Source organism: Alkaliphilus hydrothermalis (genome assembly GCF_016908555.1).
GTDB classification, from domain to species: Bacteria; Bacillota; Clostridia; order Peptostreptococcales; family Natronincolaceae; genus Alkaliphilus; species Alkaliphilus hydrothermalis.
Genome location: NZ_JAFBEE010000033.1, coordinates 1 through 22,609 on the forward strand (window position 1 = coordinate 1; position 22,609 = coordinate 22,609).

20 protein-coding genes and 1 riboswitch are annotated in these 22,609 nt (G+C 36.7%); of the genes, 12 read left to right on the top strand and 8 right to left on the bottom strand.

Translation table 11 applies throughout. The features are described from left to right. Window positions 1-55 precede the first annotated feature (55 nt). The gene (locus JOC73_RS14410) at window positions 56-904 is read right to left on the bottom strand and encodes an MCP four helix bundle domain-containing protein (protein ID WP_204404483.1); all 849 of its coding nucleotides are present in this window, start codon (window positions 902-904) and stop codon (window positions 56-58) included. 437 nt (window positions 905-1,341) lie between these two features. Here JOC73_RS14410 and JOC73_RS14415 point away from each other — a divergent pair, with 437 nt between their 5' ends. Further along, complete coding sequence (locus tag JOC73_RS14415; RefSeq protein ID WP_204404485.1) at window positions 1,342-2,535, top strand: HD-GYP domain-containing protein; 1,194 nt, start codon at window positions 1,342-1,344, stop codon at window positions 2,533-2,535. Window positions 2,536-2,714: 179 nt separating this feature from the next. On the opposite strand, the gene JOC73_RS14420 is transcribed toward JOC73_RS14415, so the two are convergent. Genes JOC73_RS14420 through liaF form a run of 3 tightly spaced genes read right to left on the bottom strand, consistent with a single transcriptional unit; the run spans window position 2,715 to window position 5,243 of the window. Continuing rightward, the gene (locus tag JOC73_RS14420) at window positions 2,715-3,362 is read right to left on the bottom strand and encodes a response regulator transcription factor (protein WP_330613223.1); all 648 of its coding nucleotides are present in this window, start codon (window positions 3,360-3,362) and stop codon (window positions 2,715-2,717) included. 24 nt (window positions 3,363-3,386) lie between these two features. Continuing rightward, window positions 3,387-4,454, bottom strand: a complete 1,068-nt coding sequence (locus JOC73_RS14425) for a sensor histidine kinase (RefSeq protein WP_204404487.1) — start codon at window positions 4,452-4,454, stop codon at window positions 3,387-3,389. Then, on the bottom strand, window positions 4,455-5,243 hold the full coding sequence (gene liaF / locus JOC73_RS14430) for a cell wall-active antibiotics response protein LiaF (RefSeq protein ID WP_204404489.1): 789 nt from the start codon (window positions 5,241-5,243) through the stop codon (window positions 4,455-4,457). Between the two features lie 244 nt (window positions 5,244-5,487). Here liaF and JOC73_RS14435 point away from each other — a divergent pair, with 244 nt between their 5' ends. Together JOC73_RS14435 and JOC73_RS14440 are read left to right on the top strand one after the other, a co-directional pair. Continuing rightward, window positions 5,488-5,919 carry a C40 family peptidase gene (locus tag JOC73_RS14435; RefSeq protein WP_204404492.1) on the top strand — a complete coding sequence of 144 codons (432 nt, stop codon included), beginning with the start codon at window positions 5,488-5,490 and terminating at the stop codon, window positions 5,917-5,919. Window positions 5,920-6,194: 275 nt separating this feature from the next. Further along, window positions 6,195-7,889, top strand: coding sequence for a sensor domain-containing diguanylate cyclase (locus tag JOC73_RS14440; RefSeq protein ID WP_204404494.1), 1,695 nt, complete (start codon window positions 6,195-6,197; stop codon window positions 7,887-7,889). Between the two features lie 152 nt (window positions 7,890-8,041). On the opposite strand, the gene larB is transcribed toward JOC73_RS14440, so the two are convergent. Then, window positions 8,042-8,788: a nickel pincer cofactor biosynthesis protein LarB gene (gene larB / locus JOC73_RS14445; protein WP_204404496.1), complete on the bottom strand. Its 747-nt coding sequence runs from the start codon at window positions 8,786-8,788 to the stop codon at window positions 8,042-8,044. An 11-nt stretch (window positions 8,789-8,799) separates the two neighbouring features. Further along, complete coding sequence (larC, locus tag JOC73_RS14450; RefSeq protein WP_204404498.1) at window positions 8,800-10,035, bottom strand: nickel pincer cofactor biosynthesis protein LarC; 1,236 nt, start codon at window positions 10,033-10,035, stop codon at window positions 8,800-8,802. A 438-nt stretch (window positions 10,036-10,473) separates the two neighbouring features. On the opposite strand from larC, the gene JOC73_RS14455 reads away from it, so the two are divergent. Next, a complete protein-coding gene (locus JOC73_RS14455; RefSeq protein ID WP_204404500.1) occupies window positions 10,474-11,253 on the top strand; it encodes a tryptophan-rich sensory protein in 780 nt (259 codons plus the stop codon). A 373-nt stretch (window positions 11,254-11,626) separates the two neighbouring features. Here JOC73_RS14455 and JOC73_RS14460 read toward each other — a convergent pair whose 3' ends face one another. Continuing rightward, a complete protein-coding gene (locus JOC73_RS14460) occupies window positions 11,627-12,277 on the bottom strand; it encodes a hypothetical protein (protein WP_204404502.1) in 651 nt (216 codons plus the stop codon). Window positions 12,278-12,533: 256 nt separating this feature from the next. On the opposite strand from JOC73_RS14460, the gene JOC73_RS14465 reads away from it, so the two are divergent. The 3 genes from JOC73_RS14465 to JOC73_RS14475 all read left to right on the top strand — a co-directional run bounded on the left by JOC73_RS14465 (window position 12,534) and on the right by JOC73_RS14475 (window position 15,733). Further along, window positions 12,534-13,034, top strand: a complete 501-nt coding sequence (locus JOC73_RS14465; protein WP_204404504.1) for a hypothetical protein — start codon at window positions 12,534-12,536, stop codon at window positions 13,032-13,034. A 264-nt stretch (window positions 13,035-13,298) separates the two neighbouring features. After that, window positions 13,299-13,400, top strand: a riboswitch (purine riboswitch). Window positions 13,401-13,577: 177 nt separating this feature from the next. Continuing rightward, a complete protein-coding gene (locus tag JOC73_RS14470; RefSeq protein ID WP_204404506.1) occupies window positions 13,578-14,162 on the top strand; it encodes a xanthine phosphoribosyltransferase in 585 nt (194 codons plus the stop codon). Between the two features lie 41 nt (window positions 14,163-14,203). Beyond that, window positions 14,204-15,733 carry a solute carrier family 23 protein gene (locus JOC73_RS14475; protein WP_204404508.1) on the top strand — a complete coding sequence of 510 codons (1,530 nt, stop codon included), beginning with the start codon at window positions 14,204-14,206 and terminating at the stop codon, window positions 15,731-15,733. A 130-nt stretch (window positions 15,734-15,863) separates the two neighbouring features. Here the strand turns inward: JOC73_RS14475 and JOC73_RS14480 are convergent, their stop codons facing one another. Beyond that, window positions 15,864-16,277, bottom strand: coding sequence for a protein kinase family protein (locus JOC73_RS14480; RefSeq protein WP_204404510.1), 414 nt, complete (start codon window positions 16,275-16,277; stop codon window positions 15,864-15,866). A 200-nt stretch (window positions 16,278-16,477) separates the two neighbouring features. Here JOC73_RS14480 and JOC73_RS14485 point away from each other — a divergent pair, with 200 nt between their 5' ends. The 5 genes from JOC73_RS14485 to lpdA all read left to right on the top strand — a co-directional run bounded on the left by JOC73_RS14485 (window position 16,478) and on the right by lpdA (window position 22,464). Next, window positions 16,478-17,332 (top strand): DUF4097 family beta strand repeat-containing protein, encoded by an 855-nt coding sequence (locus tag JOC73_RS14485; protein WP_204404511.1) that lies wholly within the window; start codon window positions 16,478-16,480, stop codon window positions 17,330-17,332. Window positions 17,333-17,602: 270 nt separating this feature from the next. Then, entirely contained in the window at window positions 17,603-18,688 is a 1,086-nt protein-coding gene (gene pdhA, locus JOC73_RS14490) for a pyruvate dehydrogenase (acetyl-transferring) E1 component subunit alpha (protein WP_204404513.1), read from the top strand. Further along, window positions 18,689-19,666, top strand: coding sequence for an alpha-ketoacid dehydrogenase subunit beta (locus JOC73_RS14495; protein ID WP_204404515.1), 978 nt, complete (start codon window positions 18,689-18,691; stop codon window positions 19,664-19,666). It abuts the gene before it with no gap. 15 nt (window positions 19,667-19,681) lie between these two features. After that, on the top strand, window positions 19,682-21,019 hold the full coding sequence (locus JOC73_RS14500; RefSeq protein ID WP_204404517.1) for a dihydrolipoamide acetyltransferase family protein: 1,338 nt from the start codon (window positions 19,682-19,684) through the stop codon (window positions 21,017-21,019). Window positions 21,020-21,084: 65 nt separating this feature from the next. Continuing rightward, the gene (lpdA, locus tag JOC73_RS14505) at window positions 21,085-22,464 is read left to right on the top strand and encodes a dihydrolipoyl dehydrogenase (protein WP_204404519.1); all 1,380 of its coding nucleotides are present in this window, start codon (window positions 21,085-21,087) and stop codon (window positions 22,462-22,464) included. Window positions 22,465-22,609 lie beyond the last annotated feature (145 nt).

Below are 22,609 nucleotides of genomic sequence, written 5' to 3' on the forward strand. Positions count from 1 at the left end.
TTATTTTAGTAAGTTAAAACATTAAGGCGGTGAAACTGGAAAAATCTCAGGAAAATTATTTGCCAAAATTTCGCCAAAAACACTTGCCAGTTACATGGGTATTATCCACTGCTTTATTCAAGGAAGCTGCCAATTGACCAATTTCATCCTTGGTATGGATATCTAACTTTTGAGTTAAGTCTCCATCTCCAAAGTGATGAGCAAATTGGACAATTTTTTTCAACCCATTAGTAATATTATAGGATATAAAGGTTCCTAAAATTGCAGCTAAAAGGCCAGCTGCAATCATTAATAGAGTCGTAGTACTAAAAATACGTTGATATTGAGCATCATTGGCTTGATTAATGTCATTAGAAATTTCCACGTTTAGGTCACTTAGTGCTGCGATGGATTTTTCCGTTTCATAACCCAGCTGTGCTAGTTGTTTATATTCAATTAAAGCTTCTTCAAGTTTATTATTATGAACATGTTTTAAAAATTCATCCTGACTCGAGCGGTAGTTATTCAATAGTCCTTTAAAGGTATCAAGCGCCTCTTTTTCGTCAGTATCTTTAGGCGTGATGGTTGCTTCATAATCATTAATCAATTGATTGTTCTTTGCACGTAGACCATTCACTTCGTCTACTACATGTGTAACTTTGATATGATTGTCATGTGTAATCAATCTCATTAAACTAAGTCGAATTTTGACTACATTACTCTCAACAGTCCCCAGTTGCTGTACTGGAATGAGTCCGTCATAATACATCGTGGACATACTATCCTTCATGGATTTGATATTATATAAAGCTAAGCCACCTATTAGGACAAGAAGAACTATAATCATTAAAAATGAGGAAAGCAATTTTGACTTGATTTTTAAATTCTGATACCAGTTAATTTTCGTTATGTACTTAATTTTCATTTTGACCTCCTGTTGGTTGTAGTGTAATCAATGATTAATATTTAGATTATATTCAATTAAGAAGGCATTAATCCTTTATAATTATACAAAAAAAGAAATTAAAATTAATTAACAATTTTAGATAAGTGGGCTAAAAAGTTAGAAAATTAAATGAATTTTCTTCACCTACATCATGGTAAGTAAGGTGAAGGTGTATATTTATAATTCTAATCTCAAGTAGCGTAGAATGTGGAGGGATAGGTTTATAATATATCTACTGATAAAATTAGATAATAATTTGAAGTTTGATTATTTAATGATTCACTGGGTACTAATTACTAGGATGTATTGAAGAAAATAAGAAATATTACAAATTAGATGGCTTTATATTCTGCGTCTACACACAAAATACGCAATATAACCTACTAACAATAAAAAAAAGAACAGGAAGTGACGCATTGGGGGATTTTAAAGTAAATCTTAATGAGATTTTATTATCGTTTTCGCTCTTACTGGATGTAGCAGAAAAAAAACCTTTTCAACATGCTAAAAAAGTATCCTACATTACTCTGTTGACGGTAGAAAAAATGGACAGGAATGACTTGAAGAACCATGCTTTTCAAGGGGCAATTCTACATGATATAGGGGTGACCCATTCCTTGTTGCTTCAGGGAAGGAAGGCATTTGTGAAGGCGGAAATGAATAACTTAGATCATCATGCAACTACTGGTTGGGAAGTAGCAAAAGAGCTTCCACTGAATCAAGAGGTGTCAGAAATTATAAGGTACCATCATGAAAGATGGGACGGGACAGGTCTATACGGTCTGAAGGGGGATAAAATTCCATTGCTATCCCAAATTATTGCCCTAGCGGATCAATTGGAGCTAAGATTTAATAGTGGAAGGGATAGTTTAGCATTTAGAAAAGATATTAGACAATGGCTTAACTCAGAAAAGGGAAAGGGATTTAGGGAAGATATAGTTGATGCGGTACTGGAATTGTTACAAAAGGAAAAGATGTGGATTGACATTGGTACATATGATATTCAACCAAACTTAAAAATGATTATTCCGAATAAGGTTATGGAGTTAAATATCAATGAGCTAGAGCAAATTTCTAGAGCATTTGCTATTATTATAGATAAAAAAAGTGACTTCACCCATCAACACTCAATAGGAGTCTCGGAAAAAGCCTACAAATTGGCAAAGGCCTTTAACTATGATGAGGAAAAATGTACGAAAATGAAGATTGCCGGTTATCTACATGATTTAGGAAAGCTATTGGTACCTAACGAAATATTGGATAAGCCTGGTGGATTAGATGATGAAGAAATGTTGACCATAAAAAAACATCCCTACTACACTAAGTTCATTTTAAAGCAAATCTCTGGTTTTGAGGAAATTGCAGAATGGAGTGGCAATCATCATGAAAATTTGAAGGGCTCCGGGTATCCAGAAGGCTTTGGTGGAGTCAATATGACTGAAGAATGTCAGATTATTGCTGTGTGTGATATTTATCAGGCTTTAACAGAAGATCGAATCTATAGGAAGGGCATGGAGCAGGAAAAGGCTCTAGAGATTATTTCAAAATTAGTATCTCAGGGGTACTTTGAAAAATATATATTTGATAACCTGTGTCTAGCTAGTACATAAAAGAGATCACAAGTAATTCTGGAATCTTCTGTGATCCAGATGTTGCAAAGGTAAGTCATGAGAATTGTATGAGGGATGGAGAAACGGTAAACCTTATGGTGACAGGGTTTTGAAAACAAAACCAGCATACCTAGGGGGATAGGATGCTGGTTAGTCTATATAAATATGAATTGTTTATATTATTTAATTAGATTATTTTGATTAGCATAGACAGCTACTTTAGTACGGTCCTCAAGTTCAAGTTTTGAAAGGATATTGCTGACATGGGTCTTAACGGTTTTAATACCTATGAATAATTCCTCACCGATTTCTTTATTGGTTTTACCTTCACCAATGAGCTGTAATACCTCAAGCTCCCGGTGGGTTAGCTGGGAATGCTTAGGTTCTTTTTGTTGAACACGGTTAATCATTAAGTGGGTTACTTTTCCCTCAAGTACAGCTTCGTTCTTCATTGCTTTTATGATTGCATCAGATATTTCTGTGGCAGTAGCGGTTTTTAAAAGGAAGCTAAAGGCCCCTGCTTCTAGGGCAGCAAATACCTGCTGGTCATCTATAAAGCTAGTTAGAACAATGATCTTAACCTGTTTTTTTAATTCTCTAAACTTATGAAGGATTGCTTTGGTAGCTTCAATACCATCCATTTCATTCATGATCAGGTCCATAAGTATGACATCTGGACTCAATGCTTGACTTAATTCTAAGGCTTCTCTACCATTAGAAGCTTCACCAACAATCTCTATCAAATCCTCTGTAGAGAGATAAGCACTTAATCCCATACGAACCATCTCATGGTCATCGACAATCATTACTTTAATTTTTTTCGACACCTGTATTCCTCCCCTATTATATCATTAAATTGGAACACGAATTTCAACTCGAGTGCCTTTATTGGGATAAGACAATAGATCTAACCTACCGCCAACATCAGCTACTCTTTCCTTCATGGAGTCAATCCCATAGGAACTCAAATTATCTTTTTTTGAATCGAAACCAACACCATTATCTTCAATTATAATAGATAGGACTCTATTCCTTACATAGAGTCGAATCATTAGGGTAGTTGCTTTGGAATGTCTTAAAACGTTTGAGACTCCTTCTTGTATGACTCTAAAAAGGTTATCCTCTACTCCTTCTGACAAATTAGCAACATCTTCAATTTCCCAACGAATATTGACATTTTTATTTTTATCATCCAATTCCTTTAGAAATTTGTCTAATCCCACTGTTAATGAAAAACCCTTTAAACTAACGGGTCTTAAATGCATAATCAGGGCCCGTAATTCCTGTTGGGCTGTATGGACCATCACTTCTACTTTCTCGAAGTACTTAATAGCCTCAGTTGGATTTTGGGTTAGCAGGTTTTTGATGGCCCCTAAAGTGATGGAGGTGGCAAATAATTGTTGACTCACGGCATCATGTAATTCTCTAGCGATTTTTTTACGTTCATCTATTGAAGCTGTTTCCTCGGCATTTTTAACCAGCAGCTTATTCTCATTCACAAGACGTTGTAGAGACTCAACCTGTTTTTCTGTATATTCTGCCATACAGTTAAATTGATGGTTGATTTGATTGATTTCACGATAACTCTCTTGCGGTAATCGTAAGTTAATCCTTCCTCTACTGACTGCTTCATGGGCTTCTTCGACCTTTAGTAGCTCTTCCTTTAACCCTCTACCAAAGGGAAGACTAAATAGGAAAGCAGTAAAAACACAGGTGAAGAGGATGATGCCGAATACAATAGATATCCTCCATTTGGGTGGTGCATTAAGTAAAAAGCTACCCTCTGGTCTGAAGAATAAAGACCAAAGAGCGAGGCTAGTAATGATACAACTACCTAAAGAAGCGATTAGGATTTTTTCAATTATAACCCATTGCAGGCTATTGCTAAAAAAACTGTTCTTTAAATACCGGGAGAACATTTAATGCACCTGCTTTATAATAATTTCACCAATGTTTAATGATACATCGATAAAAAGCTTCTTATAGGCTGTATCGTAATCAACACTTCTATAGGTAACTTGCCTTGGAGTGCCGGAATGTTCTCTATCAAATATAGTAATAGAACCTAAGTCTAAAGAAGCATTGACATCTACAGCTACATCACCAGGTATAATCAATACTATTTCTCCAGTACAACCAGATACTTGGAGTTTCGTCTCCCCTTCTTTGATTAAGGCCTTTGAGAGGTCTATTTTTGCTTCTCCTACACCAATATGATATGAAGAATCCTCCAGTGCCCACGGTTCTTTACCTAGATGTAGGGAACCAAGTAACACACTTTGGGAATCACCATCAAAACTACCTCTTGAATTTAACTTTTTTTTATTGCCATCTCTATTGATTACGTACACTCTAGGTCTTTTCCAACGGGAGGGAAGAATAAAGGATAACCCTATGAAAATGATTACAAGAGGCCAAAATACATGCCATAAATTAATGTCACCGAGGGGGAAAAGATCTAAATTATTTCCTAATAGAACAGACCCAAGTGCAATCAATATAGTTGGAAAGAAAAAATTACTCATCCCATAACGATTTCTATCTTGGCGAAAGTTATCAGCAATTTCATTAAGTCCCCATAAAATTAAAAGTGCTGGCCAGTAGGTGGAGACGATTTCTCCAATATCGTAGGGAAGGTAATATATATTACCCATTAGAAACAAAATACCGAGTACAATGAGTAATCCTCCGAAAAAAATTCTTTTCATAAAAAGTCCTCCTTTAAATTTTTTTATATGAGTATTACATGGTCAAGCCAGTTTTGCTCTTTCCTTAATTATAATATATAGTATTTTATTCCACAATAAAACACACCTAGGACGGGTTTTATCTCCGTCTCTAGACGGATAAAAAAATTAATATTACCCTAACTTAATTTATCACTTGTTTTTTCTCTCTGCATAAGATAGAAATAAAGGTCTGCTTCAGACATTTTATTAAGGGGGAAGAAGCATGAATGAAGCTTTATTTAATGAGAAAATGTGTGAAATTGTTAAAAAATATAGAAATGTTAATTTTGTTCATAATGGACGAAGTACAGAGGAAGGGCTTGATTGCCTTGGTTTTATGGTATTGTTTTATAAAGAATTCGGGATTGAAATTCCTTCGGGGGACGGTCAGGAAATTCCTAAGAATTGGTATAAAAAGGATCCACAACGTTATATTAGAGGAATAAAAGCTCTAGGTGGAAAGTCAGTGGAGTTAGATGAATTAAGACCCCTTGACCTGGTGTACTTTGCGGTTAAACGGGGTGTCATTACCCATACGGGGATCATGGTGACGGATAAGGAGTTTGTCCATATGTCTCCTAGGAAGGGATTTACCATAGACACTATGGCAAGGCATTGGAGGAAGTTTCAAGGAGGAGTACGATTTACTAAATAGATCAAGACGAAAAAGTGTCCCTAGAAGATGATTTAGGGATTCTTTTTTATAACGAATGGGAAAGTTCTACATTAAGTTAATATAAAAGAGAACTTTTCGTAAATGAGTTTCAACATAAGTCATCAATTAAATCTTCCGAGGGAAGACTTTGTTCATTAAAATAAAAAAAATGTAGAAATATAGGGAAAAAATTTTTATAAGAGTAAAAATAGGGTATTAATTGGTTATAGTGTATCAGTATAGGCGAGAGTACTATCTAAACTGGGGGGATAATAATGAAGCTAGAACAACACTCAAAAGAAATGTTAGTGGATATGCTTAGGCTTACGGTAAAGGATTTGTTTATCTTAGATTATACGGGAAATATCTTGGAGGGTTTTGTTGGCTCTTATGATAATCAGGATATGGCCCCCTGTATTCTGCTAGAAAAAAATCATGAACATTTTCAGCTTTACATAGAGAGACTCCATCGCACTAAGAAGCGCCAAGACTTTGAATATAGATGTATGAATGGAGGAGTTGAACACTTTTATAAGGTAACCCTTAATTTACTAGGGGAAGATAAAGTACTATTAACAATCACAGACGTAACCGAAAAAAATCGCTGGGGAGAAAGGTTAATGGAGAAGGAGCGGGCACTGGAGGAAACCTTAAAAATTAGCGAAAACCGATGGAGCTGGGCAGTGGAGGTAAATAAAAGACTTTTACAGCAGAAAAAATCATTAGAGTGTTTGTTTAATAACAGTCCTGACGCCATAGTGAGATTTGATAGCAAACACGAGGTTGTTAGTATAAACAAGCAGTTTACAGACTTGTTTGGATATAGTATTGATGAAATAAAGGGAAAGAATATTAATCGAGTGATCGATCCCCATAACCAAGTGATGAGATATGGTTCCTATGAAATTTTGGTAGGGGAGACAATTCAATACTATGATACTGTCCGTTATAGTAAAGAGGGTCAACCCATCAGTGTAATTTTACGGGGGGCTCCTATCATCATTAATAATGAGATTATAGGTGGCTTTGCCATTTACACCGATATTCGTCAACGTAAAAAAGATCAAGAACAGATCATACACCAAAAGAAAATACTAGAATCCTTTTTTAACTATTCTCCAGATGCCATAGGGCATTTAGATAAGAAGGGTAACATTATCGATATTAATAAAAGATTCACAGAAATCTTCGGATATACCCTTGAAGAATGTAAGGGGAAGAACTTAGATTTGTTGATTGCTGATGAAGACCTAATAGAAGAAGCTCTTCTAGTAAGTAAAAAAGCCCTTTTAGGAGAAAGTGTTGAGCTAGAGACTGTGCGGACTGCCAAGGGTGGAAAAAAGATCCCCGTTTCTATTAGAGGTGGAGCCACAGTTGTTAATGGAGAGATTATTGGTCTTCATGGGTTTTATACTGATATTACTGAAAGGAAGGCAACCGAAGCCCATATTCGATATTTAAGCTATCATGACAAGTTGACAGGTCTTTTCAATAGAGCTTATTTTGAAGACTCATTGACCCGTCTAGATACTGAAGAGCATCTACCTATTTCCATTATCATAGGGGATGTCAATGGATTGAAGCTTACCAATGATACCTTTGGGCATCTGGAAGGAGATCGGCTTTTGATAAAAATCGCAGAGATTATCAAAAATTCCTGTAGAAAAGAAGATGTTGTAGCCCGTTGGGGTGGAGATGAATTCGCGGTTATTCTCCATAACACTCCTGAGGAAAGGGCGAAAAGTATCTGTCAGGAGATTAAAAGACGATGTGAAGAGGCTGAGGAGGACCCCATTAAGATTAGTATCTCTTTAGGATACGGAACAAAGATCTCAGTGGAAGAAGAAATCAATGAAATTATAAAAAAAGCTGAGGAGCAAATGTACAAAAACAAGATTATAGAGAGTAAAAATTTGAGAAGCCAGATGTTTGCTTCTTTGAGGGAAAATCTTAAGAATGGTGATGCTTAAGAAGACAAATAGAATAAAATTAAACTAGATGAGGTGCATACTTTAAATCCTGTAGTGTCTCTGGTAGTGAGACCCTACAGGATTTTGATGTGGTGGAGAAAATATAGTTTTAATAAACCTGCTGTGGATAGGCTAGTATAGATGGGATATGGCTATAAATGATTAATCATACTGGCCATATAGCCAGCACCAAAACCGTTATCGATATTGACAACAGCAGTACCGCTGGAGCAACTATTCAACATGGACAACAGGGGTGCCAGGCCTCCAAAGTTGGCACCATAGCCTACACTGGTGGGGACAGCGATTACTGGTTTCTCCACTAGACCACCGATGACACTTCCAAGGGCCCCCTCCATCCCAGCTACAGCAATTACCACCTGTGCACCTCGAATAATATCAATGTTGGCAAATAGACGATGGATACCTGCCACACCAACATCATACACCCTCTCAACTTTATTACCCAATATCTCTGCTGTGATAGCAGCTTCTTCCGAAACAGGGATATCAGAAGTTCCTCCTGTCACCACAACAATATAGGAGGAGGGGACTTCTTGTTCTTTTTGCTTGATGGTAATTGTCTTTGCAAGGGGATGGTATTGAACAACTGGATAAAACGCTTTGATGGCTTCATACATTTCTTCTGTTGCTCTAGTGCCAAGAATATTGCTTCCTTTTTCCAGCATTGATTTAACGATTCCAACCACATGTTCAGTGGTTTTACCTTGACAGTAGATGATTTCGGGATATCCTTGACGCAACTCCCTATGATGATCTACCTTTGCAAAACCAAGGTCCGAGAAGGGGAGTTGCTTCAAGTTTCCCACTGCCTCTTCGATGGAGATTCGATTGTCTTTAACCTTTTCCAACAGGTTTGTTAATTCTTTTGTATTCATTCCGTCACCCCTTATTTCTTGTTTTGATATATCTTATTTACTGTGTCGTAGACTTGATTAAGTGGTAGCTTATGTTCTTTTGCTATCCGCCTACAATCCTCATATTCTGCCTTGTACTTAATTTCCTTTCCATTATAGGAAACGGTTTTGAAAGTCACTGATCCATAGGGGGTATCTATCATAACAAAGCTTCTCTTTAACATGGTTTTTTCTACATCATAGCTTCTAACCCCAATGGTGGAGGTCTCTAAAAATAGGATATTGAGCATATCCTCCATTAGTTCTTGACTACATAAAACGCTTAAGGTTGTGGCAGTACGTCCTTTTTTCATCACGATGGGGGTCATCCAAACATCCATTGCTCCAGCTTCAAATAGTCGCTCCATTATGTAGGGATATACCTCAGGATTACTGTCATCAATATTACACTCTAACACCTTCGCTTGCTCCTTTTCAGTATAGGATAACCTCAAAGGGATATCTTCTACTTTTCCCAGGAATACTCGAAGGACATTAGGGATTGGATTGTCTCGACCACCAATGCCGTAACCGATCTTTTCTATAATAAAATCTTTATTATCGGAGAACTCATTGGCTAAAGCCTTAACAATGGCGGCACCAGTAGGGGTAGTAAGTTCCTTTTCTACACCGCCAGAAGTAATTTTGATTCCTTTTAAAATTTCCACAGTAGCTGGTGCAGGTACAGGGAATATCCCGTGGGCACAATGAACAAATCCGCCACCAACAGCAATGGTTGAGAAGATTACCTTGTCAACCTTTAGACAATCTATACAAATGGCAGCACCGACAATATCAACAATGGAGTCGATAGCCCCAACTTCATGGAAATGAACATCATTAAGGCTTTTGCCATGGATTTTTGCTTCAGCTACAGCGATATGGTGGAACATTTCAAGGCTAATTTTTTTTACATGATCATTAAGTTGGCTATGATTAATGATTTTGGTAATGTCCTGTAAATTTCGGTGATGGTGGTCAAGGTGATGATCGTGTTGAAGGTGATGATGACTATGATTATGATTATGTTCATGAACTAGCTGTACTTTTGCTCTAGTTCCAGTGATGCCTTTTCTTTCATCACTGTAGACTTTTAGTTGATAACCAGATACCTTTAGTAAATCTAATTGTTGGCGTAGATATTCTTCTTTTACTCCGATATCCAACATTGCCCCAAGGAACATATCTCCGCTGATACCAGAAAAACAATCAAAATAAAGTACTTTCATATTGCACCTCCGAAATTTTAGCATTTATTAAATGTGTAGATGATTTTTTAATACAAAAAACCATAAAAAATAGAGGGGTTTTCCTCTAACCTTCATGGTTACATAATTGAAGTCTTCATAACTTCATAATAGGTGGGTTTTCTTCGTTTTCTCTTTTTTTATCACAATGATTTAGGTGTGCATAATCAACGTAATTAGCTTTTCGTAAGCTGAATTTCATAAATCCAACACTAAGATAACTTATTCAACAAAAAAACCGAATTTCCTTCATCCATTTAAAAAACATGGATGCCAAATGCCTACTAATTACTATATCAAAAACCTATACTGCAAATAAAACGTATTGCATATAATGGATATGAGTAGGTGTTAGGAATGATACGGAGATTATTGGCAATCCTTAAAGATAGTATATTATTTGCAAAGGGAGGGACTTTTATGAGGAAAAATGTTTTTATTTTACAAATCATGAATATCATTGCCTATATCGGAATGGTGGCTATTAATATATTGGCAAATGTTATACCAATAGGAGGGAACACCACTGGGGAAGTAGCAGAAATGTATCCAAACCTATTTACTCCTGCCAATATTACATTCTCCATCTGGGGAGTAATCTATATTCTTTTAGGTGGATTTGTTATTTATCAGGGGAGGGATTTATTTTCAAATAAGAAGAAAAATCAATATTTTGTAGATCAAATTAGCTGGTGGTTTGTGGTTTCCTGTGCTGCAAACTTTAGTTGGATCCTTGCTTGGCACTACAGAGAAATTCCTATATCCGTTATTTTGATGTTGGTTCTGTTATTTTCTTTACTGAAGATCTATCAGAACTTAAATGTCGGAAGGGTTGTTGTTCCAAAGAGAATTCGATTCTTCGTCCATGCTCCATTTCAAATTTACTTAGGTTGGATTACTATTGCTACAATAGCAAATTTTACAACCCTATTTGTGTACTTAGGTTGGGATGGTTTTGGAGCTTCAGCAGTTATTTGGACCATAAGTATGTTGATCATCGGAACGTTAATCACCCGTTATGTATTGGTTAACAAAAGGGATACCCTCTATAGCCTTGTTATTTTATGGTCTTACTTAGGAATCGTTATTAAAAGACTTGGAGCAGAAGTACGGTATTCAAGTATCATTGTGACGGCAATCCTTTGTATGGCGGTGATTGTGTTTTATTTGACCCCTAGGGAGGGTAGGGAAATTAATTAATATGATTAAATGTTATAAAAAAAATCAATACCCAACCTGTCCACCATAGATATATATTATTGGAGAAAACAATCTACTTATGATAGTATTTCATAGTAAAGTTGTAAAAATATTTTGTAATTTATATATCTAAGGGGGAAGTACATTGAGACCGTCAATTATGGAAAAAGTCGAAGGATTAAGGGGAGTTAATTCTGTTAAGATTAAAGAGGCCAGCGAAGCAGGAAAGAAAATCGTAGGAATGTATTAAAAAATAGAAAGAAGAAAAATGAAAACCCCAGCTAAAAAGTAGTGGTATGCTAACTGATTTGCTGGGGCTTTATTAGATGGCATTGATTTGCTGTTTTTAAAATATATTTGTTTTGGTCGTCAGCTAAAATTTGAAATAGTATTTTCGTTTCTTCTTCACTTTTAAATGATTTATGAATAAAGCAATCATAATCGACATAGGCAAACCAGCCATTAATAACACCCTTCTATGAAGAGGCATGTAGTCCCAAAATCCTTCCTTGAGGGCTTCGTAAACTTCTTTTAATTCTTCTTGAGGTAACTGTAGTTTATTAGTCCCATCTTCATTTCTTACCAAAAGAGCATTAGATTTTTGTTCGATTTTATTTTCTGTTTTACCCTCATAGTCAACCCAAAAATGACTTAGGGAGAAGCTTTGTCGATAGGGGATGCCCTTAGCTTCAAAGATGGAGGCTAGAACAACAAATCGACTTTTGCAATCCCCTGTGCCTTTCGCAATGACCTCTTCAGCTTTTGGGAAATAGAAGGGAACCCCATAGGTTTGCCAGTCATATTGATAGGGGATAATGTTCAATACATAGGTTTCAATTTCCTTAGGATCGTGGGGGGTATCCTCTAGTAGATGGGCAATCGCCGACGGATTAATCTCTGGGTTAAAGATACGATAGATGGAAACCCCTAAACGATAAGGATTGGGGTATAACACAAATAGATTCCATAGAAGGAAGATCACTAAGAAACGGAGTATAAATTTGGCTTTATGAGCTCTTCCCATGATATTCTCCCCCTTTATATTTAATATACTTTCTTATAAGTCAACATAGCTTATTTTAGCACAGTTTTGGGTAATGTACAAAGATTATGTAAATTTAGATTCTTTAACTTAAAGTTGGTGTTATTTTTCTTAAGGGGGGGGACCCGTGTAAAGGGCTAGGTATGGGTTAAAGTTAATTGTTAATAATAAATATATTTAAAAACAACGGTGAAAATAACAGTAAAATCATAAAATAATGTTAGAAGGAGGAATTTCAATGGATGTACTTACCCACGGTTTATGGGGTGGTCTATTTTGTGGCAAGAAAAAGGGCTTATTTAAGTATGCTGTGATCTTTGGATTATTGCCTGATTTAATTGTGTTTCTACCCCACACCATTATGGAACTAGTAATGGGTAATGTTGTGATGGGTAAACCAGCGTTAGAGAGTTTTGATCACTGGGTGTTTGTTTTGTATAATTTTACCCATAGCTTAGTGGTGGCAGCGATTCTCTGGACTATGATAAGGAAGATTTGGGGGAAGGAGATTTCAATAGCCTTTTTAGCATGGCCCCTCCACATACTAATGGATATTCCAACCCATTCTGCTGATTTTTTTCCTACGAAGTTTTTATATCCATTAAGCCATCTACACATTGACGGAGTAGGTTGGTCTCATCCATATATTTTGGCAACTAATTATACTTTGCTAGTTTTACTATATGGAGTTCATTTGTATAAAAATAAGAGAAGGAGCTATAGAAAAACAGAAGTATAGTGATTAAATTATACATAGTTCGTATTTTAAAGGTAAAATAACTTGATTAGCATCTTGATAGAGTATATAATAGAATTATATACGAACTATAAATTTTAAAATAGCAATTTTATTCGAAATTACATCCGATGAGTTTTGGCATGAGCCCCGTTAAATATCCAACAAATAAGAAGGTTAGCTTTTTAAAAACATGTCGATTCTTGTAAAAACAACTTGATTTTTGCTGACTATTGATATAGAATAAATTCTAAGAATTTTGAGTCGTAAAAACTTCATAAAGAATCTCGTATAATGTTGGTGATATGGACCAAGAGTTTCTACCGGGCTACCGTTAATGGCCTGACTACGGGTGGTATTATTTGTTTGATTTTATAAAAAGAGTCATGATTGGTGTTTACATTTTACTATATATGGTAAAAACACAAATCAATGATGATTTTTTGAGTCAATGAAATGAGTTTCCAACCCTGTAGTTAAAATCTACGGGGTTTTGTTTTTTTTGAATTCGAAGTATGTCAGCGGATTTAAGGGGAGGAAAAGGATATGGAATTATTAAAGAAAAAAATCATGGAAGTTGGAAGGGTTGAAGCGGGAGGAGTCCTGAAAGTTGATAGCTTCCTCAATCACCAATTGGATATAGAATTATTAAATGAAGTTGGTAAAGAGTTTAAGAAGAGATTTGAGGGGAAGAAGGTTACTAAAATTCTAACTGCAGAGGTTTCTGGAATCGCAATTGCAGTATTGGCAGGACAGTACTTTAATGTTCCAGTGGTCTTTGCAAAGAAAACAGAGTCAAAGAACTTAGACAAGGATACATTTCAAGGGGAAGTATACTCATATACGAAGGAAAAACATTATAAAATCAGAGTTTCTAAGCGTTATTTAGACAGTAGTGACCATGTCCTTATCATTGATGATTTTTTAGCCAATGGACAAGCGCTGCTAGGGTTAAAGCAAATAGTTGATGAAGCAAAGGCTCAACTAGTGGGAGCTGGTATTGTTATTGAAAAAGGATTTCAAAAAGGTGGGCAGTTAGCCAAGGAAGCCAACATTCATGTGGAATCCCTAGCTATTATTAGCAGTATGGAGGACGGAAAAATTAGTTTTAAAGAGCCGTCTCAAGAGTAACACATCGAAAAATCATAATTCTAAGAAGGGGGTTATTAAAAATGTCAAAGATCATTTATCCATGGTTTAAAAGAGAGGACGTTGATGGTTTCTTCGCTTTATTCCAGAACAATTTAGCGAACTTTGTATTAATAGCAGTAGCAATGATTTCAATGGGATACCCAGCCAGTATTGTGTATGGAAAGGTAATTCCAGGGGCGGCAATTTCGGTATTATTTGGTAATTTATATTATGCCCATATGGCTGGAAAACTGGCTAAGAAGGAAAATAGATTGGATGTAACTGCACTTTCCTATGGGATTAGTACTCCAGTTATGTTTATTTACTTGTTTGGCGTATTAAAGCCAGCCCTAGAACTGACAGGAGATCCTGAATTAGGGTGGAAAATTGGACTAGGTGCCTGTTTTCTCGGGGGACTAGTGGAGGCACTGGGGAGTATTGTAGGAAGATGGATTAGAAAGCACTTGCCAAGGGCATCAATGCTGGGGGCTTTAGCAGGAGTTGCCTTTGCTTTTATTGGTGGGGAGTTATTTTTCAAGACCTATGAAATGCCAGTAATCGGTATGGTTGTTTTGGCAATTATTTTAATTGGGTTAGTAGCGAAAAAACCAATGCCTTTCAAAATGCCAGCTTCTTTATTTGCAATTGTCATTGGAACGGTGTTAGCCTATACAATTGGAAAAGCAGATGCGTCACAGATATCTCAAGGTCTATCAAATGTTGGTTTTTATGCACCACTGCCAACACTAGGATTTATTAAAGGAATTTCTTTGTTAACAACAGAAATGATGGGCTTATTTGCAATATTATTACCGATCTCAATTTACAACTTTATAGAAACCATGAACAATGTAGAGGCCATGGCTGCAGCAGGGGACGATTATGATGTTCAAGAAGCCCAGTTAGCAGATGGTGTAGGAACAATGATTGGAACAATCTTTGGAGGGGTATTCCCAACAACTGTATATATTGCATCCATCGGGTCTAAATGGATGAAGGCAGGAAGAGGTTATTCTGTATTAAATGGTGTGGTATTTTTATTGGCATCAACATTTGGAATTATTGCTGCAATGTCAAAGATTATCCCTGTAGCTGTTATTGCACCTATACTTGTATTTGTCGGTATTTCAATGGTATCCCAAGCATTCTCTTCAGTGGAAAACAAACATTATCCAGCAGTTGTATTGGCCATGTTCCCGTACTTTGCCAACTACATTATGACTAGATTCAACGGAAAAGCAGAAGAGGTTGTAAGTAGCCTGTCTTCTGGAATTGTTCCTTTGGGCCAAGGTGCAATGTTTACTGGTTTACTTTGGGGGGCAATATTGGTATTTATTATTGATAACGAGTTCCACAAAGCAGCCTATACTGCCGTTGTAGCTGCAATTCTTTCAGCTACAGGATTTATGCATGCACCAAAGTTGGGACTAATGCTGAATTCTGATTATATGGTGGGATATTTAGTAATGGGACTTTTGTTTATAATTTTTAAGTTTATGTCCAGTACAGTAGTAGATGAAAAAGAAGCTCAAAGTAAGCTTCAAAAACAAAAACATGTAGTAGTTAAGTAAAAAGTATAAAAACGGTAAAGTATTAGCGTTAAAGAGTATGGAGTATTTTAATAAAACACATAGATAATATTTTAAGGGAGTTAGTTCTTCGGGAACTAACTCCTTCTTTTGTGTACTATAAAAAACGCTACTAGAGTTTCATAGTTAGTTCATTAAATATTTTCTCATAGAAATCATTTAATTGGATAATTTCATTTTGGGTTGCTGGTATGACTTTATCCTTAATTTTTAATCCCTTTTCCCCCATGAAATCAACGCAGAAGACCAAGGTGTATAATTTAAGTATTTCTTTTTCGTATTCAGACAGTTTCATTTCTTTCACAAGGTAGTCTATATATTTGGTATCATAACCTAAAGATATGAGGGCCATATTTGTTAATGCGATAAAATAAATTTTATCACCAAAACAGATGCAATCTATATCAATTATTGCAGATAATTTGCCTTCATGAATCAAAACATTTTTCGTGGTTAGGTCATCTAAAAAAGCGATGGGTTCTATAGCGTGGAGGTATTTATTATATTGATCTAATAGTTCTTCCACTTGATCCACCTTAGAAGATCCACGTGTATAACATTAATTCTAGCACAAAATGGTATTTCATTTGAAAAACTTTTTTGAAAAACTTTTCTTGAAATTTTTTTGAAAAAAATGGAATTTGTTCAGACTTTTTATAAACAGCTCCGTATAATTTGTTGAAGAAGAAAAAAAGAAGATTGAAGATTTAAAGGGGAGGATATAAAGTGAAAAATAATTGGGGTTCAAAAAAAATATTAGTTTTAGTTCTTTGTAGCATCATGTTAGTTATGGTTGGATGTGTGCCTACCAACAAGGGGCTGAGCATTAACTTAGGAGACTTAGAAAAATACACCATTGATGAAGAAAAGTATTATGAAATTGAAAGAATTGAAGAAATAGACATTAAAACTATTAGCGCTCCAGTGGAGTTTTTTGCAACGGGTGATTCAAAAGAAATCAGAGTCCATTTTCACGGGACTGTTGAAACTAATTCCAAAGCATTACCAGTTTTAGAGGTGACCCATGATGGAGATGAAATTAGAGTGGAAATTAACAGAAATAAAATTGTTAATATAGGAAGACTTAGGGAAAATCTACAACTAGATATCTATTTGCCAAGAAGGATCTATGAAGAGATCGCAGTTAAAACCGTATCGGGAGAAATAATTATCGATGAAGTTGAGGCTAATGAATTTAGTTTAGAATCTGTTTCTGGAAGTATTCATGTAGATTCAGCTAAGACCAATACTACCACAGTTGGGACAGTTTCAGGGAGAGTGAATATTCTTAACTTTACAGGAGACATTGATGCTGGAACGGTATCGGGTTCCGTTGATGTTGAATATGCTGAGTTTAACAATAACATAGATATAGGTACTACCTCTGGAAGAATCAATATCAAATTACCAGAAAACGCTGAATTTGGTCTTTGGGCAAAATCGACTTCTGGAAGAATAGATTGCAATTTCCCAATTGTAATCAGTAAAGATGAAGGAAGAAAAATGGAGGGGACTGTAGGTTCCGATAAAAATGAAATTAATGTAAAGACTGTATCTGGTAGTATTAATATTTTTCATTAATATTGATAAAAATCAATAATAGTATAAATTGCATAAAAAGCTCAGCCACTTCCCGTATGTTTTTATATACACGGGGGGTGGCTGAGCTTTTTTGTGCCTTGAATCTAGGACATTTGAACGGTCTCAACTTATGCAAAAACATCTCCGTTATTAAAATAGTACTTGCCCTGGCTAATATTTTGTTCTTACATAACTTTATTATGGGTATATTGGGTATATGATGAATAAATTAAATAAGAATTGAGTTCAAATTTCAAAGGAGGGTAAAGAATGCTTGTAGAAAAATATAATCCCCTAGAAGGGAAACGGTTAGAAATCTTAGATAAAGAAGGCAACATCATAAACGAAAGCTTAGTACCAGATCTTTCAGATGAAAGGCTCATTGAGCTTTACAAAACGATGCTTTTAGCTAGAATGACTGACATTAAGGCGCTTCAATATCAAAGACAGGGAAGAATGTTGACATATGCACCAAACCTAGGACAAGAAGCGACTCAAGTAGGTTCTATAGCAGCTACGGAGAAAAGGGATTGGCTAGTACCTGCATTTAGGGAATTAGGAGCATGGTTGTATAAGGGGGTTCCGTTGGAGCAGGTATTTTTATACTGGTATGGAACAGAAGAAGGAAGTAATTTTCCAGAGGATGTTAAGATGCTGCCAATATCTGTACCAATTGCATCTCAATTAAATCATGCAGTAGGGCTGGGGATGGCCTCTAATATCAAGGGAGAGGATGATGTAACAATAGCCTATGTGGGGGATGGTGGAACTTCTCAGGGAGAATTCTCCGAAGCCTTAAACTTTGCGGCTGTATTTAATACACCAACAGTTTTTGTGATATCAAATAACCATTTTGCGATCTCAGTTCCAAGAAGATCCCAGACGAAGGCCAAGACCTTAGCCCAAAAAGCAGTCGCTTTTGGGATGCCAGGTATTCAAGTGGATGGGAATGATCTATTGGCTGTTTATGCGGCAACGAAAGAGGCTGTAGATAGGGCTAGAAGAGGTGAAGGACCAACATTGATTGAAGCAGTAACCTATAGATTGGGACCCCATACCACATCAGATGATCCAACGATATATCGTGAAGAGTCAGAAGTAGAGGAATGGAGGGGCAAAGACCCACTTAAGAGACTTAAGAAGTACTTGATTAATAAAAAGATATGGGATGAAGGAAAAGAAGAAAGTCAAAATGATGAATACGAAAAATTTGTTAACGAAACCTTTAAAAAAGTAGAAAAATATGGATTAGTGCCTTTAGAGGATATTTTTAAATATCAGTATGAAGAAATGACGCCAAATTTGGTGGAGCAATATGAGGCATATAAGAAGTACACAGAAGGGGGAGAAAAGTAAATGCCACTTTTAAACAATATTTCTGCAATCAATCAAGCCCTTGATCAAGAAATGGAAAGGGATCAGTCGGTCGTTGTTTACGGTGAGGATGTTGGCTATGAAGGCGGGGTATTCAGAGCCACCGTGGGGCTTCAAAAGAAATATGGTGAAAAAAGATGCTTTGATACACCCTTAGCGGAAGCAGGGATAGTAGGTTCAGCTGTAGGAATGGCCATCAATGGAATGAAGCCTGTGGTAGAGATGCAATTCTCTGGATTTGTCCTACCTGCCCTTAATCAGATAATAGGTCATGTGGCAAGATTTAGAAATAGGACTAGAGGAAAATATCATTTACCAATGGTAATAAGGATGCCCTATGGCGGTGGAGTAAGGGCACTAGAACACCATTCCGAAAGTATTGAGGATATATTTGCCCAGACCCCTGGACTGAAGGTGGTAATCCCCTCCACTCCCTATGACTCTAAAGGACTACTTTTAGCAGCTATTAGAGACCCAGACCCAGTAATATTCCTAGAACCAAAGAGGATTTATAGAGCATTTAAGCAGGAGGTGCCAGAAGAGGACTATATCATTCCAATTGGAAAAGCAAAGATTGTAAAAGAAGGCACTGATATTACAGTAGTTACTTGGGGGGCTCTGGTGAGGGAGGCACAAAAGGCAGCTAAAGTCTTAGAGGAAAAAGGTGTAAATATAGAGTTGATTGATCTTAGAACGATATCACCCCTAGACAAGGGGACAATAATCGATTCTGTTCAAAAGACTGGAAGATTTTTAGTCATTCATGAAGCATATAAATCCTTTGGACCAGGAGCCGAATTAATATCAATAGTTAACGAGGGGGCATTCCTTTATCTCGAGGCGCCACCAGCTAGATTGACAGGTTTTGACGTTACGGTACCGTTGCCAATGGGTGAACATCATTTTATCATAACACCAGAGCAAATCGTTGATAAAGTGATGGAAATCGTAAGCTATTAAGAGGAGGTGTGGGGTTTGTTTGAATTCAAATTTGCAGATATAGGTGAAGGTATCCATGAAGGAAAGTTATTGAAGTGGTTTTTTGAAGAAGGAGACGAAGTTAAAGATGGAGATAACCTCTTCCTGGTAGAGACTGATAAAGTAAATGCAGAAATTCCATCTCCCATAACGGGAAAACTATCAAAGAAGATGGCCAGTGTGGGGGATGTGATTGAAGTAGGTCAAGTTATAGCGATAATAGATGACGGAAATGAAGCTGATGATTCGGAGCAAAAGGCTGTGGAACCTAAAAAAGAGGCAGTTGGCGAAGGAGAAGAAGAGACAGCTGGAGTAGTCGGACAGATCGAGGTATCATCAGAGGTTATAGAAAGCAGCCATGAAATGAAGGGAAAAAATGATATCAACAAGAAAAAGGTTTTAGCTACCCCTGTAGCTAGGAAGCTGGCTAAGGATTTAGGAATTGACATTACTACAGTAGAAGGTACTGGGGCAGTAGGTAGAGTGATGAAGGAGGATATATACAAAGCGAAAGAAGCTCTAGATACAAGGGCTAATAACAAAGATGTTGAGGCTCAAGAGGGTGAAATGAAAGCAAAAGATGAAGGAGAAGCTACATATATTTCACCTATCAAGGTACCAGAAATGAAATTTGAGGGTGAGGTAGAAAGGGTATCAATCTCAATGCTAAGAAAAACAGTTGCTAAAAACATGGTACTCTCCAAATCATTGATTCCCCACGCTGCCACCATGAATGACTTTGATGTAACCAAATTAGTCCAATTTAGAATGGAGCAGAAGGAGCTTGCTGAGAAGGCGGGAGTACATCTGACCTTCATGCCATTTATTATAAAGGCAGTAGCTATTGCCCTAAAAGAGTTTCCAGTCTTCAACGCAAGCTATGACCATGAAAAGGAAGAAGTTATACTAAAGAAGTTTTACAATATAGGAATGGCAGTGGATACGCCTGATGGATTAATGGTACCAGTAATCAAGGACGCAGATCAGAAGGGAATATTTCAAATTGCCAGAACTATGGAAGAATTAAAGCTAGAAACGAGAAACAGAAGTGTTTCCTTAGAGAAATTGCAAAATGGAACCTTCACAATTACGAACTATGGTGCAATTGGAGGTAAATATGGTGTTCCAGTAATTAAATATCCTGAAACTGCCATTTTAGGAGTAGGTGCCATCGAAAAAAGACCTATAGTAGAAGATAATCAGATTGTTATTAAAGATATGATGCCAATTACCCTGTGTATAGATCATAGAGTGATTGATGGTGGAGATGCAGGGAGATTTTTAATGAGATTGGAAGAATTATTGAAGGACCCAATGCTTGTATTATTAAACTAAAACTGCTTCTCCATTAAATAAAGGATAAAATCAATTAATTAAAATGACAAGAGGGAGGGCAGAACATGAAGCAATATGATGTAACCGTAATTGGTGCAGGTCCTGGTGGATATGTGGCGGCCATTAAGGCAGCCCAAATGGGGGCAAAAACAGCCATAATTGAAAAGGAAGATGTAGGTGGAGTATGCCTTAACTGGGGTTGCATTCCTACAAAAACCCTATTAAAGAGTGCTAAGGTTTATCAAAATATAATGAATTCAGAAAAGTATGGTATAGATATCATAGATAAGAATGTTGTCTCAATCAATTGGTCAAATATGCTTAAAAGAAAAGATCAGGTTGTAAAGAAGCTTACTGGAGGAGTCAGTTTTCTATTAAAGAAAAACAATGTAGACCTATACAAGGGATATGGGGAAATCATTGACAAGAATACAATAAAAGTTAATGATGACACCATTAAAACCAGAAATCTTATAATAGCGACTGGTTCATCCCCTCGTATACCAAAGATAGAGGGAATAGAGGAAGCAATGGAGAAGGGTCTTGTCGTAACAAGTAAGGGGATTCTGGCTATTGAAGAAATCCCAAAGGAGCTCATTATAGTGGGGGGAGGGGTAGTGGGTGTTGAGTTTGCAACCCTTTACAATGCCCTAGGGACGAAAGTAACCATTTTCCAGAGAAGCGATGCTCTTTTAGGGAACATTGATCTTGATCTACGGGATACCATGACTGATATCTTAAAGAGGGATGGAATAAATGTGATGTATAAAACTGATGTTAAGAAATTTGATGGTAATAAAGTAATTACTTCAGTAGATGGAACAACACGAGAATTTACCCCTGACAAGGTATTGTTAAGTATAGGACGTGTAGCAAACAGCAAGGGGCTTGAGAAGTTAGGTATTGAACTAGACAAAAGGGGCAATGTAGTAACCAATGAAAGATTAGAAACAAATATAGAGGGGGTATATGCAGTAGGAGATGTAAATGGGAAGCTCATGTTGGCCCATGTTGCATCAGCCGAAGGAATAGTAGCTGTTGAAAACATAATGGGTCATATATCAGTTCTAAACTATGATAAGGCGCCGTCTTGTATTTATGGTTTTCCTGAAATAGGATCGGCTGGACTGACTGAGCAAGTGGCAAGGGAAAAGGGGTATGACATCATTGTAAGCACCTTCCCTTTAAGTGCTAACGGGAAAGCCCTAGCTGAAGGAGAAAGTGACGGATTTGTGAAAATCATAGCTGAAAAGAGCTATGGAGAGGTTCTGGGGATTCACATATTAGCTCCAAATGCTACAGATATGATTGCAGAAGCTGTCACCACAATGGAAATGGAGGGGACAGTACATGAACTGGCAAAGGCAATCCATCCCCATCCAACATTATCAGAAATCGTTATGGAGGCTGCCCATGGAGCTATAGATAAACCTATCCATATATAAAGCATGCCTGTTGAAAAGCCCTCATCTTCGGCGTCACTGCGACCCCACAACACCCTTGCGTATTACGTATACGCGGCGTTCGCTGTGGGGTCTTGTTCCTTGGATCTAATGGCTTTTGAACAGGCACTAGCCTGTTGAAAAGCAA

Bases quoted from the DNA above. Each gene is read 5' to 3' on its own strand.
- JOC73_RS14410 (WP_204404483.1), bottom strand. From the start codon at position 904: ATGAAAATTAAGTACATAACGAAAATTAACTGGTATCAGAATTTAAAA.
- liaF (WP_204404489.1), bottom strand. From the start codon at position 5,243: ATGAAAAGAATTTTTTTCGGAGGATTACTCATTGTACTCGGTATTTTG.
- JOC73_RS14470 (WP_204404506.1), top strand. From the start codon at position 13,578: ATGGAATTATTAAAGAAAAAAATCATGGAAGTTGGAAGGGTTGAAGCG.
- JOC73_RS14440 (WP_204404494.1), top strand. From the start codon at position 6,195: ATGAAGCTAGAACAACACTCAAAAGAAATGTTAGTGGATATGCTTAGG.
- JOC73_RS14435 (WP_204404492.1), top strand. From the start codon at position 5,488: ATGAATGAAGCTTTATTTAATGAGAAAATGTGTGAAATTGTTAAAAAA.
- pdhA (WP_204404513.1), top strand. From the start codon at position 17,603: ATGCTTGTAGAAAAATATAATCCCCTAGAAGGGAAACGGTTAGAAATC.
- JOC73_RS14455 (WP_204404500.1), top strand. From the start codon at position 10,474: ATGAGGAAAAATGTTTTTATTTTACAAATCATGAATATCATTGCCTAT.
- larB (WP_204404496.1), bottom strand. From the start codon at position 8,788: ATGAATACAAAAGAATTAACAAACCTGTTGGAAAAGGTTAAAGACAAT.
- larC (WP_204404498.1), bottom strand. From the start codon at position 10,035: ATGAAAGTACTTTATTTTGATTGTTTTTCTGGTATCAGCGGAGATATG.
- lpdA (WP_204404519.1), top strand. From the start codon at position 21,085: ATGAAGCAATATGATGTAACCGTAATTGGTGCAGGTCCTGGTGGATAT.
- JOC73_RS14465 (WP_204404504.1), top strand. From the start codon at position 12,534: ATGGATGTACTTACCCACGGTTTATGGGGTGGTCTATTTTGTGGCAAG.
- JOC73_RS14425 (WP_204404487.1), bottom strand. From the start codon at position 4,454: ATGTTCTCCCGGTATTTAAAGAACAGTTTTTTTAGCAATAGCCTGCAA.
- JOC73_RS14460 (WP_204404502.1), bottom strand. From the start codon at position 12,277: ATGGGAAGAGCTCATAAAGCCAAATTTATACTCCGTTTCTTAGTGATC.
- JOC73_RS14475 (WP_204404508.1), top strand. From the start codon at position 14,204: ATGTCAAAGATCATTTATCCATGGTTTAAAAGAGAGGACGTTGATGGT.
- JOC73_RS14495 (WP_204404515.1), top strand. From the start codon at position 18,689: ATGCCACTTTTAAACAATATTTCTGCAATCAATCAAGCCCTTGATCAA.